The following is a 15,280-nucleotide window of genomic DNA, read 5'->3' on the forward strand; positions in this document are numbered from 1 at the left end:
GCTCCCAAGAACCTCCGACATAGAGGCCCTTGATCGTCTGGCTCCTGACTTCAGGTGCGAGCGTCGCTACTTCAGCCATGCCGCCACCTTGTCCGGGTTGGCGTCGATCCACTTCTGCGCGGCCGCGTCAGGGCTCATGCCGTCCTTCGCGATGTATCCGGCCACGGCGTTCTGGTCCTGGTTGGTCCACTTGAAGTTCTTGACCAGGTTGTAGGCCGGGCTGCCGGAGTTGGCGAACTTGGTCGAGACAATCTTGTTCAGGTCGTACTTGGGGTAGTCGCAGGCGACCTTGGCGGGATCGGCATCGCAGCCGTCGGTGTAGGCGGGGAGGTTCACCTTGACCAGCGGCACCTCGTTGAGGAACCACTGGGGCTCGTAGAAGTAGCCGATGAGCGGGGTGTGATTCTGCTCGGCCTGCCGGAACGCCTGGATGAGTGCGGGTTCGGAGCCGGCGTAGACGACCTTGAAGTTCAGCCCGAGGTTCTTCACCAGGGCCTCGTCGTTGGTGACGTACGAGGGGTCGCCGTCGAGCAGCTGTCCCTGGCCGCCGGACTCGGAGGTCTTGAACATGTCCGCGTACTTGTTCAGGTTCTTCGAGTCGGTGATGTCCGGGTACTGCTTGGCCATCCACGGCGGCACGTACCAGCCGATCACCCCGGTGTTCCCGGTGGGCCCGGCGTCCTGGGCGGTCTTCTGCTGCTTGATGTACTTGTCAGTGAGGTCGGGGTGGCCCCAGTTCTCGAGGACGGTGTCCACCTCGCCGCTCCCGAAGCCCTGCCAAGCGACCTCTTCCTTGAGGGTCTTGTAGTTCACCGTGCAGCCGAGCTTCTCCTTCGCCACCGTGCCGACCACGTAGGCGTCGGCCTCGTAGCCGACCCACGGGTTGACCGCGACGTTGAACGCCCCGCACTTGGAGGCGCCGCCGGCGGCGTTGGACGTGGAGGAGATGTCCCCGCCGCCGCAGGCCGTGAGGCCCAGGAGGCCCGTGAGCGCGACCGCGGCGAGCGCCGCCTTCTTGCCGTGTTTCTTCATCGGAGTTCCTTTTCTCATGCCTTGCCCAGGCGGGCGGCGGCGTGCTGGGTGATGCGGTCGAGCATGATGCCAAGGGCGGTGATGGCGATGCCGGCGGCCAGTCCCTTGCCGAAGAGCTGGCCCTGGGAGAAGCCGGAGACCACGAGGTAGCCGAGGCCTCCGCCGCCGACGAGCCCGCCGACCACGACCATGGACAGCACGTACAGCAAGCCTTGGTTCGCGGCCAGCACGACGGCGGCGCGGGACATGGGGACCTGGACCTTGGAGACCATCTGCCAGGAGGTGGTGCCCATGGACTCGGCGGCCTCGACAGTGGTCGGGGAGACGCCGCGGATGCCGTCGGCGACGAGTTTCGTGGCGATCGGAACCCCGTACGCCACAGCCGCGATGATCGCGGTGAACCGGGTGGGCCCGAACAGGGCCAGCGCCGGCACGAGGTACACGAACGACGGGATGGTCTGGAAGGCGTCCAGCACCGGGCGGATGATGCGGTCCGCGAGGCGGCTGCGCCCCATCCAGACGCCGACGACGACGGCCGCGGCCACCACGAGGAGAGTCGCCACGAGGGTGGTGGCGAGGGTCTTCATGGACTCGTTCCACAGGCCGGTACCGAGGATCACTGCCTCGCACGCGGCGGTCGCGGCCGCAGCCCGCCACCCTGCCAGTGCCACCGCGACCCCGAGGAGCACGAGGGCCATGACCCACCAGGGGGACTGGGCGAGCAGGGACTCGAGCGGGTTCACCAGCAGCGCGGTAGCGGTGTCCTTGAGCCATCCGGTGAAGCCGGAGAACGTGCCCACCGTCCAGTCGGTGGCGGCGGAGACGGCCTTCGCCAGGGGCCCGCCCAGATCGGGGGAATCAGGGAACTTCGCCAGGGCGAGGTAGTTGTGCGAGAGGTAGATGGCGACGGCGGTGATCACCGCCCCCGCGGCGATCACGAGCCGCCGGGCCTTGGGACCGCGCAGCCCGCCCGCGCGGGATCCGCGCTGGACGCGGGCGGCGACGCTCGAGCGCTCGGAGGCGGCCGTTGTCGTCCGGTCGAGCATGATCGCCATGAGCACGATCGCGAGGCCCGAGACGAACGCCGAGCCCACGTCCAGCGACTGCAGGGCCTGCAGCACGGGCTGCCCCAGGCCGGGGCCGTTGATCAGGGCGGCGATGGTAGCCATCGACAGGGCCGCCATGGTGCACTGGTTGATCCCTACGACGATTGTGCGCCGGGCCATGGGCAGCTGGACCTTCGTCAGCGTCTGCCACGCGGTCCCGCCCATCGACGTCACGGCCTCGAGGGTGGTGGGCGAGACGTTGCGGATGCCGTGCTCGGTGATGCGCACGAGCGGCGGGAGCGAGTAGATGATCGTGGTCACGATGGCCGCGGCCGGACCGATGCCGAACACGAGCGCCAGCGGCGCCAAGTACGCGAACGAGGGCAGCGTCTGCATGAGGTCCAGCACCGGCGAGACGACGGCGGAGACCCGGCGGCTGCGGGCCATCCAGATCCCCAGCGGGGGGCCGAGGATCGCGCACAGGCACACGGCCACGAACGTGACGACGAGCGTGTCGATGCTCTGCTGCCAGTAGCCGAAGAAGCCGAACAGCAGCACGCACGCCGCGACCAACAGCATCGAGCGTACGCCGGCGAGCACGAACGCCAGCCACGCAAGCAGCGCGATCACCCCGAGCCAGCCCACCTCCGGGACCGGGCGCAGGGCCGAGGGCTGGCTGACCAGGTGCTGCAGGAACGCCACGAGCCCGTTGAGCCCGTCCGTGAGCGGCTGGATGACGTACTCGAAGAAGCCGGAGGTCGAGCGCGCCGCGTCGAAGCTGTCGCGGACGCTGTTGAGCCACAGGTGCACGTCCGTCTTCTCCGCGCCGCCCAGCTCGAGCGTCTGCGTCCCCTTGAGGAGGGCCCAGAGCGCGAGCCAGAGGACGACGACAGTCGCGAGGGTCAGCGGCCGCCAGCGGCGGCGGAGCGAGACTCGCGGTCTGCTGGCGCGTGCGCCGGCCGGGGGCCGCGCGGGTGAGCCCGTCGGACGCTCCCGCACCTCCGCCGTCGCACTCATGAGGTCTCCTCGGCAACCACGACGCGCAGGATGTCCTCGTCGTCGACCACGCCCAGGAAGGAGTCGCCGTCGTACACCCGCACCGGCAGCGCCGAGTGCAGGACCTGCCGTGCGGCCTCGCGCACCACCTTGTCCGCCTGCACGACCGGGCCGTCCAAGGACTCGCCGTCGCGGGCGGGCCGGACCACGTAGCGCAGGGTGAGCACGTGGGAGCGGGGCACGTCGGAGACGAAGTCCCGCACGTAGTCGTCGGCGGGGTTCGCCACGACCTCCGCGGGGGTGCCGATCTGGACGATCTCGCCGTCGCGCATGATCAGGATCCGGTCCCCCAGCCGCAGGGCCTCCTGCAGGTCATGGGTGATGAAGACCATGGTCTTGCCGACCTCCTCGTGGAGGCGGCACACCTCGTTCTGCATGTCGCGGCGGATCAGAGGATCCAGCGCGGAGAACGGCTCGTCGAACAGCAGCACCTGCGGATCCACTGCCAGCGCCCGGGCCAGCCCCACGCGCTGCTGCATCCCCCCCGAGAGCTGATCGGGGAAGGAAGCCTCGTACCCGGACAGGCCCACCAGGTCCACCATCTCCTGAGCACGCGCAAGCCGCTTGGCCTTCGGCTCGCCGCGGACTTCCAGGCCGTAGGCGACGTTGTCGATCACCTTCCGGTGCGGCAGGAGGCCGAACTGCTGGAAGACCATGGCCATGTGGTTCCTGCGCAGGGCACGCAGCTGGGCCTTGCCCGCCTGCGTCACGTCCTCCCCGTCGATGCGCACCGTGCCCGCGGTGGGCTCGATCAGGCGGGTCAGAAGCCGCACGAGCGTGGACTTGCCCGAGCCCGAAAGGCCCATCACCACGAACACCTCGCCCTGGGCCACCTCGAACGAGACGTCCTTGACGGCAGCGAGGCAGCCGGTCTTGCTCTGGAGCTCCTTCCTGGAGAGATGCTCGTCGGGAGTGCCGATGATCCGGTCAGACTTCGCGCCGAAGATCTTCCACAGCCCTTCGACCTTGAGGGCCGGTTCGATGGAATCCGCGCGGCGCACCGCGCGGCGGCTAGTTTCGGGGTCCAGTGTCGGTGCGGTCATGATGCCTCCTCGAGCTCGCTGACCGTGGAATGGCGGTAGAACGGCTCGGGCTCCGCGGGGAGCTGCCGGCCGAGGATGAGGTCCGCGGCCTTTTCCGCGAGCATCATGACGGGGGCGAAGATATTGCCGTTCGTCACGTACGGCATCGCGGAAGCGTCCGCGACGCGCAGGCCCTCGGTGCCGTGCACCTGCATGGTGAGGGGGTCGACGACGGCCAAGGGGTCCGAGGCGGGCCCCATCTTGGCCGTGCACGAAGGATGGAGAGCAGTCTCGGCGTCCCGGGCGACCCAGTCCAGGATCTCCTGATCCGTCTGCACCGAGGCACCCGGTGAGATCTCGCCGCCGTTGAAGGGAGCCATCGCCGGCTGGCGGAGGATCTCGCGGGAGACGCGGATCGCCTCGATCCATTCGCGGCGGTCCTGCTCGGTGGAGAGGTAGTTGAACAGGATCGACGGCCGGGCCGTGGGGTCCGCCGATCGGATCTTGAGATGGCCCCGGGCGTCGGAATACATGGGGCCCACGTGAACCTGGAAGCCGTGATCGACGTCGGCCTTCTTGCCGTCGTAGCGGACGGCGACCGGGAGGAAGTGGTACATGAGGTTCGGATACTCGACGTCGTCATTCGAGCGCACGAAGCCCCCGCCCTCGAAATGGTTCGTGGCCGCCGGGCCCTTCCGTCCGAGGAGCCACTCGAGGCCGATGAACGGCATGCGCCACAGCTCGAGCGACGGCTGCTGCGAGACTGGCTGGAGGCACGCGTGCTGGATGTACACCTCGAGGTGGTCCTGGAGGTTCTCCCCCACGCCCGGCAGCTCGACGCGCGGGGTGACGCCCACGGAGCGGAGGTGCTTCGGGTCGCCGATGCCCGCAAGCTGGAGCAGCTGCGGCGTGTTGAACGCCCCTCCACAGAGGATGATCTCTGCGCCCCCCACCGTGTGGGTCTGGCCAGCGTGGCGGTAGGTCACGCCGGTGGCGCCGTTGCCCTGGAACTCAATCCCCGTGACGTACGCGAGGGTCTGGACGGTGACGTTGGGCCGCTTGCGGGCGGGGCGCAGGTAGCCGCGCGACGCCGAGTAGCGTTCGCCCTTGTGCACGTTCCGGTCGAACGGGCCGAAGCCCTCCTGCCGGTAGCCGTTGACGTCGTCGGTCCGGGGGTAGCCGGCCTCGACGGCGGCGTTGAAGAAGGCCTGGAAGAGCGGATTCGTTGCCGGGCCGCGCTCGAGGATCAGCGGGCCGTCGTGGCCCCGGTACGGGTCGCCCGGCGCCGCCGCGAGGCAGTTCTCCATGCGCTTGAAGTACGGGAGGCAGTGGGCGAAGTCCCAGGACTCCATGCCTGCGTCCGCTCCCCAGCGTTCGTAGTCGAGGGGATTGCCGCGCTGGAAGATCATGCCGTTGATCGAGCTCGAGCCGCCGAGGACCTTGCCGCGGGCGTGGGCCACGCGCCGGCCGCCCATGAAGGGCTCGGGATCAGACTCGTACCGCCAGTCATAGAAGCGGTTTCCGCTGGGGAAGGTCAGCGCTGCGGGCATCTGGATGAACAGGTCCCACGGGTAGTCGCTCCGACCGGCCTCGAGAACGAGAACTGACCGATCCCCCTCGACGCTGAGGCGGTCGGCCAGTACGGCGCCGGCGCTGCCACCGCCGACGATGATGTAGTCATAGTGTTTGGCTGTCATGCTGCTTGCTCCTTGGCCCTTCTGGGGGTGTTGACCAGTGAATTGCGTCACATGCAACTGAGTTCGGCATACACAACAGTGAGTCAGGTCACAGGCGGTGTCAAGCACTTTGGCGCGCTGGGGGAAAAATGTCACCCGCCCGAAACAGGTGCGGAGAATGCGAGCAAAGCCGCCGTTGACGCAAGGCCGCGAAGACGGTTAGCCTGATTGATATATCAGAGTCACTTCAACTCGCATACCAGTGGCGTGAGCGACTGCTTTCTACTCGACTTCTGCTCGACCTCGACGAGGATCACCGCGATCTCGAGCCTGCGAAGAGGCAGTTCGAGCACGTCGCCCGTCAGCATGCCGCCATAGACGTTGCCATCCGCCGGGGCGAGCCGGCGGCTGCCCGCGCCGCAGCAGAAGAGCACGTGCGCCACGACATGAATCGGCTCTTCGATGCCCGGATCGCGATGGAGCCTCGCCTTCCAGCCTCACGGCGAAAGGTCGACGACGACGCCGTCGTCGAGGCGGTCAAGGCCCTCGCGAAGCAGATCGAGGACCGCAGCCGCCGCAGCCCGCGGGTTGGCGAGGCTGTGCGCGCAAGCTCCCCGAGGTGTGCCGAGGCCCCTCAGCGCGACGCAAATGGGCCGACCCCTACATCATCACCATCAGCTGGACGGCCATGATGGATGGCAGAATGATCGGGGCCGCCGCAGCCCACGTCCTGATCGGCCAGCTCCAAGCGCAATTCTCGCCGCTCCTGGAATCCCTGCCCGCAGGCTCACGCGTCGTGGATCAGAACAACGTTGTCATTGCGATGAATTCTGGGAACCAGCATCGATATCACGGGGAAATCGTCATGAGGGGGAAACCGTGGACGTAGTGTTCGAAATCGTAGGGTGGTTCGGGGCCGTCGCGGTCCTCGTCGCCTACCTCTCGGTCTCCATGGGCTGGTTGCGCCCGACGCGGCGATTTCAGGTCGCGAATCTGATCGGCTCGTGCGCCTTCATCATCAATGGAGCATTCCACGGTGCGTGGCCCTCGGTCGTGACGAATATTGCGTGGGGCTTGATCTCCGTGATCGCCCTCGTTCGCATGCCGCGGAATAATCCTGAACCCCTTCAGCGCGAAATGCTGGTTCAGGGCGAAATGCTGGTAACTCCACCAGGGCCCCCAGAGACCCTGGCGGAACTCGCTGGTGTCAGCGAGACGGACTGAGCGCTCGTCTCCCGTGAGCGATGCTTCGACTCCCACCTCCCCAGGCATCAGTCGCCGAAGCACCGTTCACAGAATGCGAGCAGGAGCCGGGAGGCCGCGCAGCCTCCCGGCGCCAAACTCAGTGCCGCCCAAATTCAGTGCCTGGACCGCATGAGGTCGAACGGCATGTCATCAAGGTTGATGAGGGGGTTCCGGTCCTGCGTGGCCACCAACTCGTCCGCCTCGGCCCGTGTGTCCACGCTCGGCATCGAGCCGGGCAACGGGCGCTGCGCAGCTTCGCGCAGGAAGTAGACGGCAATGGCTCCGATCGCCGACGTCGCCATGAGGTAGTACGCCGGGGCCATGTCGTTGCGGGTGATCTGAATCAAGCCCTGGACAATGAACGGCGTTGTCCCGCCGAAGATCGCCACGGCGAAGTTGTAGGCGATCCCCATGCCGCTGTAGCGGCTTGACGTGGGGAACTGTGCCGGAAGAGCCGAGGCCAGATTGGCCACGTAGAACGTGACGGGGAAGGCGATCAGGGCCAGACCCATGAGGGTGGACCAGATGGCGCCGACCGAGATGAGCAGGAACGCGGGAACCGCGAGCACCACGGTGCTTCCGGCACCGATCCACAGCACGGGGCGACGGCCGATCCGATCCGACAGCCTGCCGGTGAGCGGAATGCAGAGGGACATCACCACCAGCACGGGGATCGTCAGCAGCGTGCCGTGCACCGGATCGTAGCCCTTCGACTCCGTCAAGTACGTCGGCATGTACGAGGTCAGTGCGTAGCCCACGGTATTCGCTGCAGCTGCGAGGATCATGGCCAGCAGGATTTGCCGCCAGTAGGCCCGCACCACGCCGAGCGGTCCCTTGGCGAACGCGCTGTCTGCGGCTACCGCGTGCGAGGCGGCGGCCTCCTGCGCGTCCAACGTTGCCTGGAACTGGGGCGATTCCTCAATCCGATTCCGGAAGTAGATGGCCACGAGGCCGAGAGGGCCGGCGAGGAGGAACGGCAGCCTCCAGCCCCACTGCTCCATCGCGCTCTGCCCGAGGACCAGCTGCAGCACGGAAACGAGCGCGGCCCCGAGGGCAAAACCCAGATACGAGCCCATGTCCAGGAAGCTCGCGAAGTAGCCTCGACGCTTATCCGGGGCGTACTCGCAGACGAACGTCGTAGCTCCCGCGTACTCGCCGCCCGTGGAAAAGCCCTGAACCAGCTTCAGAACCACCAGAAGCACGGCGGCCCACACGCCGATCTGCGCATAGCCTGGCAGGAGGCCAACGGCCAACGTGCTGGCCGACATGAGGATCAGGGTGGCCGCGAGCACCTTCTGGCGGCCCACCTTGTCCCCCAGCCACCCGAACACCACGCCGCCCAACGGGCGAGCGATGAAGGTCGCCGCGAACGTTCCGAGCAGGAAGAGCGTCTGGACCGTCTTGTCCGCCTCCGGGAGGAACACCGGCCCCATCGTGGTGATGAGGTAGCCGAAGACGCCGACGTCGTACCACTCCATGGTGTTGCCAACGATCATGCCCCCGATGGCCTTCTTGAGCGTGGGATGGTCTACGACGTTGATGTCGGAGACCGCAAGACGCCGGCGTCGGCTGGGCTGAACACTCTCCACCTCACCGATGGTGACATCACCTTTTGCTGTCATGAAGAGCTCCTTTCGCTGAACATGGTCGACGGCTCAGACGTGGCCGTCGACGGTGATGCCCGGCGGCAGATTGGGCTCCTCTTCGGACTCCTTGAGGTAGATGTCGCCGTCGCGGACCTCGACAGCGTGCACGCGGACCGGCAGCTTGGCCGGCGGGGCGTCGACCGCCCCGGTGCGCAGGTCGAACTTGGACGCGTGGAGCGGGCACTCCACCTCGCAGCCCTCCACATAGCCGTCCGCAAGGGAGGCGTCCTGATGGGTGCAGGTGTCGTCGATGGCGAACAGCTCGCCTTCCTCGGTGTGGAAGAGCGCGATCGGCGGCCGCGTCTCAAGGCGCATCGCGTCCCCCCGCGCGAGCTGCGACAGGGGGCAGACGCGCATCATCTGATCCGTCTCGCTGCTCATCGGACTTCCTTCCGCGTCCCGTGAGTGCTCTCCGGCACCACGTCCCCGACCTGGTCCATGACCCAGTCGTGGAACGCCCCGATGTGGTGCTCGCTCGGCACGAGCACGCCGCCCTTGGCGTAGATCCGCGAAGACATCGCCGGCTGGCAGCGCTCGCACGCGTCGAAGTCCTGCTGGTTCACACGGTGGAAGAGCTCGACGGAGGCCGAAACGTCCTTGCCGCTCTCAACGACCGACGGCAGGTAGAGCCAGTCGCACTCGACGATGGTGCGGTCCGCCGCCATCGGGAACATGCGGTGGATGATCACGTGGTCGGGGACGAGGTTCACGAACACGGTCGGCTTGATGGTGATCGCGTAGTAACGGCGGTCCTGATCCTCGGCGACGCCGGGGATCACGTCGAGGCCCTCGGAACCGTCGACCGTGAAGCCCTTGATGTTCTCGCCGAACTCGGCGCCGTGGCCCACGAAGTACTGTGCCGCGAGGCCGTCGGCGAACTCGGGGAGGACCTCCGTGAGCTCCGGGTGGATCGTGGCGCAGTGGTAGCACTCCATGAAGTTCTCGATGATGAGCTTCCAGTTGGCCTTGACGTCGTAGGTGATCCGGCGGCCCAGGCTCAGGTTCGCCACGTCGTAGCCGTCGATCTTGTGCACGTCACCGAGGCGCTCCTCGATGGCGCCCATCACATCCTCTTCGAACGAGGGCGGCTCCTCCGCGAGGCAGAGCCACACGTAGCCGAGGTACTCGCGGATGTGGACCTTCACGAGGCCGTACTCGTGCCGGTCGATGTCCGGCATCTTGGTCAGGTTCGGCGCGGCGATGAGCTTGCCGTCTAGGTCGTAGGTCCACGCGTGGTACGGGCACTGGAACGAGCGCTCGGCCTGACCCGACTCCTCCATGCACAGCTTGACGCCACGGTGGCGGCAGATGTTGAAGAACGCGCGGATCTCGCCCTTGCGGTTGCGGCTGACGATGACGCTCTCGCGGCCGATCTGGACCGTCTTGAACGAGCCCGGCTTCTCAAGGTCGGCCGAGCGCACGGCGCAGAACCACATCTTCTCCAAGATGCGCTCCTGCTCGGCCTCGAAGACGCCCTCGTCCACATAGGTGTAGCCAGGAAGCGTGGAGATCAGGCTCTCCGAGATCTTCTCGTGCGTGCCCTGTGCGGCAAGCTTCTCCGGTGCAGTGGTCATCTCGTCTCCTTCTGGAAGAAATCAGGCTGGACAGCGAAAGTGATAGGTCAGGAAAAAGTGAAAGTCTGGGCGGCGAGCTCGCGCTCGAGCTGGCGGCGGCGCTTGCCGAAGAGCCGCGGCTGGCCGCTGCTGAGCAGGCCGATCGGCTTCTCGCCCCGGTAGTACGCTGCGAGGAAGCTGTTGGTCGAGAGGTCGCCCTCCTCGATTTCCACGCGGTCGGCGAGTTCGGCATGGCCGCTGAACTGGATCCGGATGCCGTACTGGTCCGACCAGAAGTAGGGGAGGGTACCCACCGGCTGAGGGTCGGGGGTTCCAAGGAGCGCCTTGATCGCACGCGCGGGCTGCGTTAGCGCGGCGTTCCAGTGTCCGTGGCGGTGGTGCCGGCCGAGGTGCCGGTCCTCCCATGCCGCGCAGTCGCCCACAGCGACCACGCCGGGGACGCTCGTCCGGCCGTGGTCGTCGCAGATCACGCCGTCCGCCGTCGCCACCCCGGATCCCGCGAGCCATGCTGTGGCGGCTTCACCGCCCACGGCGACCAGAACGGCGTCGGCCTCGACGACTCGGCCGTCGCTCAGCCGTACAGACAGCAGTCGAGAGCCTTCCGCACGCACGGATTCGAGGGCAGCGTCCTGGATGAACGTGACGCCGTGGGCCGCGTGGAGTCCTGCGAGCACCGCGCCCATGTGGGCACCGACGCTCCTGGTGAGCGGCACGCGCGGACCGCCCAGCACCGTGACCTCGGCTCCCGCGGACTGCGCCGTCGACGCCACCTCGGCACCGATGAGGCCAGCCCCGATGACGAGCAGCCTCGCCCCGTGTCGGAGTTCCGCACGGAGGGCGAGAGCGTCGTCCAGCGTACGAAGGGTGTGGACGTTCTCAAGGCCGTCCAACTGGGGAAGCGTCCGAGCCGTCGACCCGGTGGCGACAACAACGCCGTCGGCCTCCACCCGCTGCCCGCTCGCAAGGACGACGGCGCGCTCCGCGGCTTCGAGCGCGACCGCCCGCTCCCCGAGCACCCAGTCCATCGACAGATCTTCGGTAGGGTCTTCGAGGCTCAGTGTCTCCTGGCCCACCTTCCCGGCGAGGAAATCCTTGCTGAGCGGCGGGCGGTCATATGGGCGATGCACCTCGTCCCCGATCAGCAGCAGCCGGCCATCGAAGCCTTCGGCCCGCGCCGCGCGGGCCGCGGACAGTCCCGCGAGGGACGATCCCACGATGGCAAGAGTCTTCATGAACGCTCCTCTTAGACCAATTGCAGCAATTGCAACTTGATTCGCTATGCACAACAGTGGGCCACGTCACAGGCGCGTGTCAAGACATTGCGCGGAAGAGAAGAGGATGCATTGACCGAGGCTTTACAGCAGCTTTAGAGTGCGTTGATATATCAGTGTCGTATCAGATGAATATGAGACTTACGGAGGCCCCATGATCAGTTCCGAGACCATCGAGGACTACCTCGGCCGGCTGGCATCCGGCGAGCCGACGCCAGGTGGTGGAGCTGCTGGGGCACTTCACGCCGCTCAGGCCGCGGCTCTCCTCAGCATGGTGGCCCGGTTCAGCACAGGTCCGAAGTTTGCCGAGCACGAGGCGGAAGTCCACGACATCCTCGAACGCTCCGAGGAGCTCCGGCCGACGGCCCTTGCCCTTGCCGACGCGGATGAGGAGGCCTTCGGGTCCGTCATCGCGGCGTATGGGCTGCCGCGCAGCACCGACGACGAGAAGGCGGCGCGAACCCGCGCCATCCAGTCGTCTCTGGTCGCTGCCGCGGTTCCGCCGCGCGAGCTCGTCACCGTTGCGGACGCTCTCGTGCAGCTCGGCCGGCGACTCGTGGACTTCAGCAATCCGAACGTGATCAGCGACGTCGCAGCTGCAGCGGAGGCTGCGCGAGCCGCCGCCGCCACCGCGCGCGTGAACCTTGAGATCAACCTCTCCGGGATCAAGGACAGCGACGTCCTTTCGGCGCTCGTCGCCGCCATCGAGACCGCAGACGTGGTCATCGAGGAGGCCGAATCGCTCTCCCAGCGTGTCAGGAAGCAGATCCTCCGGTGACCGCGCAACTGCTCGGCGGCAAGGAACTCGCCCAGAAGATCAAGGCCCAAGTCGCGGCGGACGTACGGAATCTCGACGGGGGCCGCCCCACGCTCGCCGTCGTCGTCGCGACCGACGACGACGCCGCCCACTGGTACGTCCGCTCCATCGCCAGCGCGGCCGGGAAGGCGGGCATCAACTGCCGCATCGTGGACCTCGGCGCGGGGGCGTCGCAGGCGAACCTCGAGGCAGAACTCGTGTCTCTCGCCGAAGACGCCGGCGTGCATGGCCTCATCCTGCAGACCCCGCTTCCGCCAGGCGTATCGACCGCCCAGCTCGTGGGGCTGATCCCGCCGGAGAAGGATGTCGACGGCGCCAATCCCGTCAGCCTCGGCCGGCTCGCCGTGGGCGAGCCGTCCTTTGCCCCGGCGACTGCGCGGTCCGTCGTCGAGCTCCTCGACCACCATGGAATCCCCGTGAGCGGCCGTTACGTCGCGGTCGTCGGGCGCTCGGCCGTCGTCGGGAAGCCCCTCGCACACCTGCTCCTGCAGCGCGACGCAACCGTGACCGTGTGCCACTCCCGATCGGTGCCGCTGGCACGGTTCACGCAGCCAGCGGACATCGTGGTGGTGGCTGCCGGCAGAGTTCGACTGCTGAACTCGGAGCACGTTGCACCCGGAGCAGTAGTGGTTGACGTTGGCACTCACGTCCTGCCCGATGGGAGCCTCGCGGGGGACGCCGATGAAGCTTCGCTCTCCGAGGTCGCCTCGGCGCTCTCGCCCGTCCCCGGAGGAGTTGGCTCGGTCACGACCGCCCTCCTGCTGCTGCATACCGTCGAGGCGTGCAGACAGCATGTAGCGGCAGGCGTACTGGCCTGAGTTAGCGGCTAGAACGGTGGCGGGTCGGGATCGTTCTGCGGCGACTGTCTCCTCCTCGGGGAACCGAATTCGCGGCCCAGGGGACCGGCGACGGCGTGCCCGCCGAGGGGTGAGGTCCAGTGGAGGTCGCCGGCACCGCCGTCCGGATTCGCCTCGAGCCGCTCGGCCTGCCACAGTCCGAGGCTCTTGAGCGCGTGGTGCTTGCGGCACAGCAGCTGCAGGTTTGCCGCGCTGGTGGTGCCCCCGTGCTCCCATTCCACGATGTGGTCGGCCTCCGCCCGGCGGGCAGGGCAGGTGCAGGAGGGGAACTGGCAGATCCCGTCACGGTACTCGATGAAGCGCCGCAGCCCCTTGGACGGCCGGTACGCGGCCCGCCCGAGCGACAGCGGCACCCCGTCCGCCGAGTCCAGCAGCCGCTGCCAGGTCGGCGCCGCGACCGCCAGCGCCCGGGCCGTGGCCGCGTCGATCGGGCCGTAGCCCTCGAGCACACCCGGCTCTTCCTCGGGCCCCAGCAGCGTCCCTATCGGGATGTGCACCACGACCTCCGCGGCCGGCACGGGAATCTCCCCGACGCTTCCCTCTGAGCCGTCCTGAGCGCTGCCGAGCAGGGTCGCGGCGAGGGCGTCAGCGCGCAGCTGCGGCAAGGTCCTGGCCTCCTCGGGATCGGCGTCCCGCCGGGACCTCGCAAGGGTGTCGACACGATTGAAGGCCGCGAGCCCCACCTCGGCCGGCAGGAAAGCCGACAGGGTGCACATCCCATCCGGCTCGGGCTTCACCCACACGCCCCGGTCCTTCTCGGCCCGCGCTCGACGGGCACGGATCGAGTCAGGGTGCAGCCGCTCGCGCAGGGACCGCACCGCGGCCCGGAACTCCGCCGGGGAACGTCGCCGCCCGGTGCGCGTCTCCAGCCGGCGCAGGCACTCGATGCCGAACTCCCCGGCCGCCGCCTCGGGCAGGGTCGCGGTCTCGTCGGTGATCACCCGGGCATGCGCCTCGGTGAGCATCCCAGCCTCGAGCCGGTCCAGCACCGCCAGCTGCACTCCGCACAGGGATTCGGCCGCGTCGAGCAGCCTGGCCGCAGCGCGCTCCCCGATGCCCTCCGCGACCGCGACCTCGGATACCGCGAGAGCCCGCCCCACGTCCCCGCCGAACCGTTGCGCCCGCGATCCGGCGCTAGCCTCGTCGGCGCGGCGGGCCTCCTCCTCGCACGCGAGACGCACGCGCTCCACCGCCAGTGCCTCCACAGCGGCCAGGAACGAACGCATCGCCACGACGTCAGTGAGCACCTGCCGGGCCTGCTGCCCTGTGAGTGTGGACGGGTCTGGATGCCACAGCTCACCGACGAGCAGCGACCCCGGGGCTGGCTCGAGCAGCACAGCGCCCGAGCCCTCAGGCCCCTCCGAATGCCCAGCCCCCGCCATCGATGCCCCCAACATCAGATAGAAAGTATGTTCTCATACTAGCACAGAACCATCGTTGATACGAAGATACCTACGGTTATATGGGCACGGAATCGCAAGTGCGTGCTGTCTGAGTCGACCGAAAAACAGGGGCGGCCTCCTGATGGCGGCCGCCCCTGTCTTTGACGCAACGTCCTTATCGCAACGCCCTGGGCTCAGGCCCAGACTTCGTAGCCCGTGAGCTTGTCGTAGAGCTTCCGGCGCTGGATGCCCTGCGCGGCGATCCACACGACCATGTCGTCGGACGTCGCCTGGTCCACGACGCCGGTGGTCACGAGGTTGGCCCCGAGCCACACCTCGACGGTGCGCCCCACGAGCTGCGACCAGTCCTCACGGCGCCCCCGGCCCGTGGGGCTCTTGATGGCGCTTGCCTGCAACAACATGCACAATCACCCGATTTCCACGTGTCCCACGTATCCCAGGTATCAGCACTCGATGACGTTCACGGCGAGTCCGCCGCGGGAGGTCTCCTTGTACTTGACCTTCATGTCGGCCCCCGTCTCGCGCATGGTCTTGATGGCCTTGTCGAGGGAGACCTTGTGGCTGCCGTCCCCGCGCAGCGCGATGCGGGCGGCGTTGATGGCCTTGTTGCTCGCGACCGCGTTCCGCTCGATGCA

At 67.6% G+C, this 15,280-nt stretch carries 17 protein-coding genes; 5 read left to right on the forward strand and 12 right to left on the reverse strand.

From position 1 onward, the window contains the following. Positions 1 to 66 precede the first annotated feature (66 nt). From ACTHL9_RS00040 to ACTHL9_RS00060, 5 genes are all read right to left on the reverse strand, one after another. Entirely contained in the window at positions 67 to 1,032 is a 966-nt protein-coding gene (locus ACTHL9_RS00040; RefSeq protein WP_440516579.1) for an ABC transporter substrate-binding protein, read from the reverse strand. A gap of 14 nt (positions 1,033 to 1,046) precedes the next feature. Next, the gene (locus ACTHL9_RS00045) at positions 1,047 to 3,095 is read right to left on the reverse strand and encodes an ABC transporter permease (protein ID WP_440516580.1); all 2,049 of its coding nucleotides are present in this window, start codon (positions 3,093 to 3,095) and stop codon (positions 1,047 to 1,049) included. Beyond that, positions 3,092 to 4,177: a quaternary amine ABC transporter ATP-binding protein gene (locus ACTHL9_RS00050; protein WP_440516581.1), complete on the reverse strand. Its 1,086-nt coding sequence runs from the start codon at positions 4,175 to 4,177 to the stop codon at positions 3,092 to 3,094. The genes ACTHL9_RS00045 and ACTHL9_RS00050 overlap by 4 nt, the downstream gene beginning before the upstream one ends. Continuing rightward, positions 4,174 to 5,853 (reverse strand): choline dehydrogenase, encoded by a 1,680-nt coding sequence (betA, locus tag ACTHL9_RS00055; protein WP_440516582.1) that lies wholly within the window; start codon positions 5,851 to 5,853, stop codon positions 4,174 to 4,176. The genes ACTHL9_RS00050 and betA overlap by 4 nt, the downstream gene beginning before the upstream one ends. 221 nt (positions 5,854 to 6,074) lie before the next feature. Then, on the reverse strand, positions 6,075 to 6,275 hold the full coding sequence (locus ACTHL9_RS00060) for a hypothetical protein (RefSeq protein ID WP_440516583.1): 201 nt from the start codon (positions 6,273 to 6,275) through the stop codon (positions 6,075 to 6,077). Here ACTHL9_RS00060 and ACTHL9_RS00065 point away from each other — a divergent pair. From ACTHL9_RS00065 to ACTHL9_RS00075, 3 genes are read left to right on the forward strand one after another with little or no spacing between them, the layout of a single operon-like run. Next, a complete protein-coding gene (locus ACTHL9_RS00065; protein WP_440516584.1) occupies positions 6,267 to 6,524 on the forward strand; it encodes a hypothetical protein in 258 nt (85 codons plus the stop codon). The two genes, ACTHL9_RS00060 and ACTHL9_RS00065, sit on opposite strands and share 9 nt — an antisense overlap. An 11-nt stretch (positions 6,525 to 6,535) precedes the next feature. Beyond that, entirely contained in the window at positions 6,536 to 6,721 is a 186-nt protein-coding gene (locus ACTHL9_RS00070; RefSeq protein ID WP_440516585.1) for a hypothetical protein, read from the forward strand. After that, on the forward strand, positions 6,712 to 7,056 hold the full coding sequence (locus ACTHL9_RS00075) for a CBU_0592 family membrane protein (protein WP_440516586.1): 345 nt from the start codon (positions 6,712 to 6,714) through the stop codon (positions 7,054 to 7,056). Before ACTHL9_RS00070 ends, ACTHL9_RS00075 begins: the two co-directional genes overlap by 10 nt. A 134-nt stretch (positions 7,057 to 7,190) precedes the next feature. Here the strand turns inward: ACTHL9_RS00075 and ACTHL9_RS00080 are convergent, their stop codons facing one another. The 4 genes from ACTHL9_RS00080 to ACTHL9_RS00095 are packed head-to-tail and all read right to left on the reverse strand — an operon-like array spanning position 7,191 to position 11,529. Beyond that, positions 7,191 to 8,699, reverse strand: a complete 1,509-nt coding sequence (locus ACTHL9_RS00080; RefSeq protein WP_440516587.1) for an MFS transporter — start codon at positions 8,697 to 8,699, stop codon at positions 7,191 to 7,193. 33 nt (positions 8,700 to 8,732) lie between these two features. Further along, positions 8,733 to 9,083: a bifunctional 3-phenylpropionate/cinnamic acid dioxygenase ferredoxin subunit gene (locus ACTHL9_RS00085; protein WP_440516595.1), complete on the reverse strand. Its 351-nt coding sequence runs from the start codon at positions 9,081 to 9,083 to the stop codon at positions 8,733 to 8,735. A 17-nt stretch (positions 9,084 to 9,100) separates the two neighbouring features. After that, complete coding sequence (locus tag ACTHL9_RS00090) at positions 9,101 to 10,297, reverse strand: aromatic ring-hydroxylating oxygenase subunit alpha (protein ID WP_440516588.1); 1,197 nt, start codon at positions 10,295 to 10,297, stop codon at positions 9,101 to 9,103. 47 nt (positions 10,298 to 10,344) lie between these two features. Beyond that, positions 10,345 to 11,529: an NAD(P)/FAD-dependent oxidoreductase gene (locus tag ACTHL9_RS00095; protein ID WP_440516589.1), complete on the reverse strand. Its 1,185-nt coding sequence runs from the start codon at positions 11,527 to 11,529 to the stop codon at positions 10,345 to 10,347. 193 nt (positions 11,530 to 11,722) lie between these two features. Here ACTHL9_RS00095 and ACTHL9_RS00100 point away from each other — a divergent pair, with 193 nt between their 5' ends. After that, the gene (locus ACTHL9_RS00100; protein WP_440516590.1) at positions 11,723 to 12,346 is read left to right on the forward strand and encodes a cyclodeaminase/cyclohydrolase family protein; all 624 of its coding nucleotides are present in this window, start codon (positions 11,723 to 11,725) and stop codon (positions 12,344 to 12,346) included. Further along, complete coding sequence (locus ACTHL9_RS00105) at positions 12,343 to 13,203, forward strand: bifunctional 5,10-methylenetetrahydrofolate dehydrogenase/5,10-methenyltetrahydrofolate cyclohydrolase (protein WP_440516591.1); 861 nt, start codon at positions 12,343 to 12,345, stop codon at positions 13,201 to 13,203. Before ACTHL9_RS00100 ends, ACTHL9_RS00105 begins: the two co-directional genes overlap by 4 nt. Before the next feature lie 8 nt (positions 13,204 to 13,211). On the opposite strand, the gene ACTHL9_RS00110 is transcribed toward ACTHL9_RS00105, so the two are convergent. The 3 genes from ACTHL9_RS00110 to ACTHL9_RS00120 form a co-directional block, all read right to left on the reverse strand. Beyond that, on the reverse strand, positions 13,212 to 14,639 hold the full coding sequence (locus tag ACTHL9_RS00110; RefSeq protein ID WP_440516592.1) for a DUF222 domain-containing protein: 1,428 nt from the start codon (positions 14,637 to 14,639) through the stop codon (positions 13,212 to 13,214). Between the two features lie 179 nt (positions 14,640 to 14,818). Next, positions 14,819 to 15,046 (reverse strand): hypothetical protein, encoded by a 228-nt coding sequence (locus ACTHL9_RS00115; RefSeq protein WP_440516593.1) that lies wholly within the window; start codon positions 15,044 to 15,046, stop codon positions 14,819 to 14,821. A 42-nt stretch (positions 15,047 to 15,088) separates the two neighbouring features. Further along, positions 15,089 to 15,280: L-serine ammonia-lyase, iron-sulfur-dependent, subunit beta (locus tag ACTHL9_RS00120; protein ID WP_440516594.1), on the reverse strand; the 192-nt coding region annotated here is incomplete at its 5' end.

Origin of the sequence: Sinomonas sp. (genome assembly GCF_051955515.1) — a bacterium.
Classification (GTDB): domain Bacteria; phylum Actinomycetota; class Actinomycetes; order Actinomycetales; family Micrococcaceae; genus Sinomonas.

What these genes read in the sequence shown, in the direction of transcription:
- ACTHL9_RS00040 (WP_440516579.1), bottom strand. Translation starts at nt 1,032, where the DNA reads ATGAAGAAACACGGCAAGAAGGCGGCGCTCGCCGCGGTCGCGCTCACG.
- ACTHL9_RS00045 (WP_440516580.1), bottom strand. Translation starts at nt 3,095, where the DNA reads ATGAGTGCGACGGCGGAGGTGCGGGAGCGTCCGACGGGCTCACCCGCG.
- ACTHL9_RS00050 (WP_440516581.1), bottom strand. Translation starts at nt 4,177, where the DNA reads ATGACCGCACCGACACTGGACCCCGAAACTAGCCGCCGCGCGGTGCGC.
- betA (WP_440516582.1), bottom strand. Translation starts at nt 5,853, where the DNA reads ATGACAGCCAAACACTATGACTACATCATCGTCGGCGGTGGCAGCGCC.
- ACTHL9_RS00070 (WP_440516585.1), top strand. Translation starts at nt 6,536, where the DNA reads ATGATCGGGGCCGCCGCAGCCCACGTCCTGATCGGCCAGCTCCAAGCG.
- ACTHL9_RS00080 (WP_440516587.1), bottom strand. Translation starts at nt 8,699, where the DNA reads ATGACAGCAAAAGGTGATGTCACCATCGGTGAGGTGGAGAGTGTTCAG.
- ACTHL9_RS00085 (WP_440516595.1), bottom strand. Translation starts at nt 9,083, where the DNA reads ATGATGCGCGTCTGCCCCCTGTCGCAGCTCGCGCGGGGGGACGCGATG.
- ACTHL9_RS00090 (WP_440516588.1), bottom strand. Translation starts at nt 10,297, where the DNA reads ATGACCACTGCACCGGAGAAGCTTGCCGCACAGGGCACGCACGAGAAG.
- ACTHL9_RS00095 (WP_440516589.1), bottom strand. Translation starts at nt 11,529, where the DNA reads ATGAAGACTCTTGCCATCGTGGGATCGTCCCTCGCGGGACTGTCCGCG.
- ACTHL9_RS00100 (WP_440516590.1), top strand. Translation starts at nt 11,723, where the DNA reads ATGATCAGTTCCGAGACCATCGAGGACTACCTCGGCCGGCTGGCATCC.
- ACTHL9_RS00110 (WP_440516592.1), bottom strand. Translation starts at nt 14,639, where the DNA reads ATGTTGGGGGCATCGATGGCGGGGGCTGGGCATTCGGAGGGGCCTGAG.
- ACTHL9_RS00115 (WP_440516593.1), bottom strand. Translation starts at nt 15,046, where the DNA reads ATGTTGTTGCAGGCAAGCGCCATCAAGAGCCCCACGGGCCGGGGGCGC.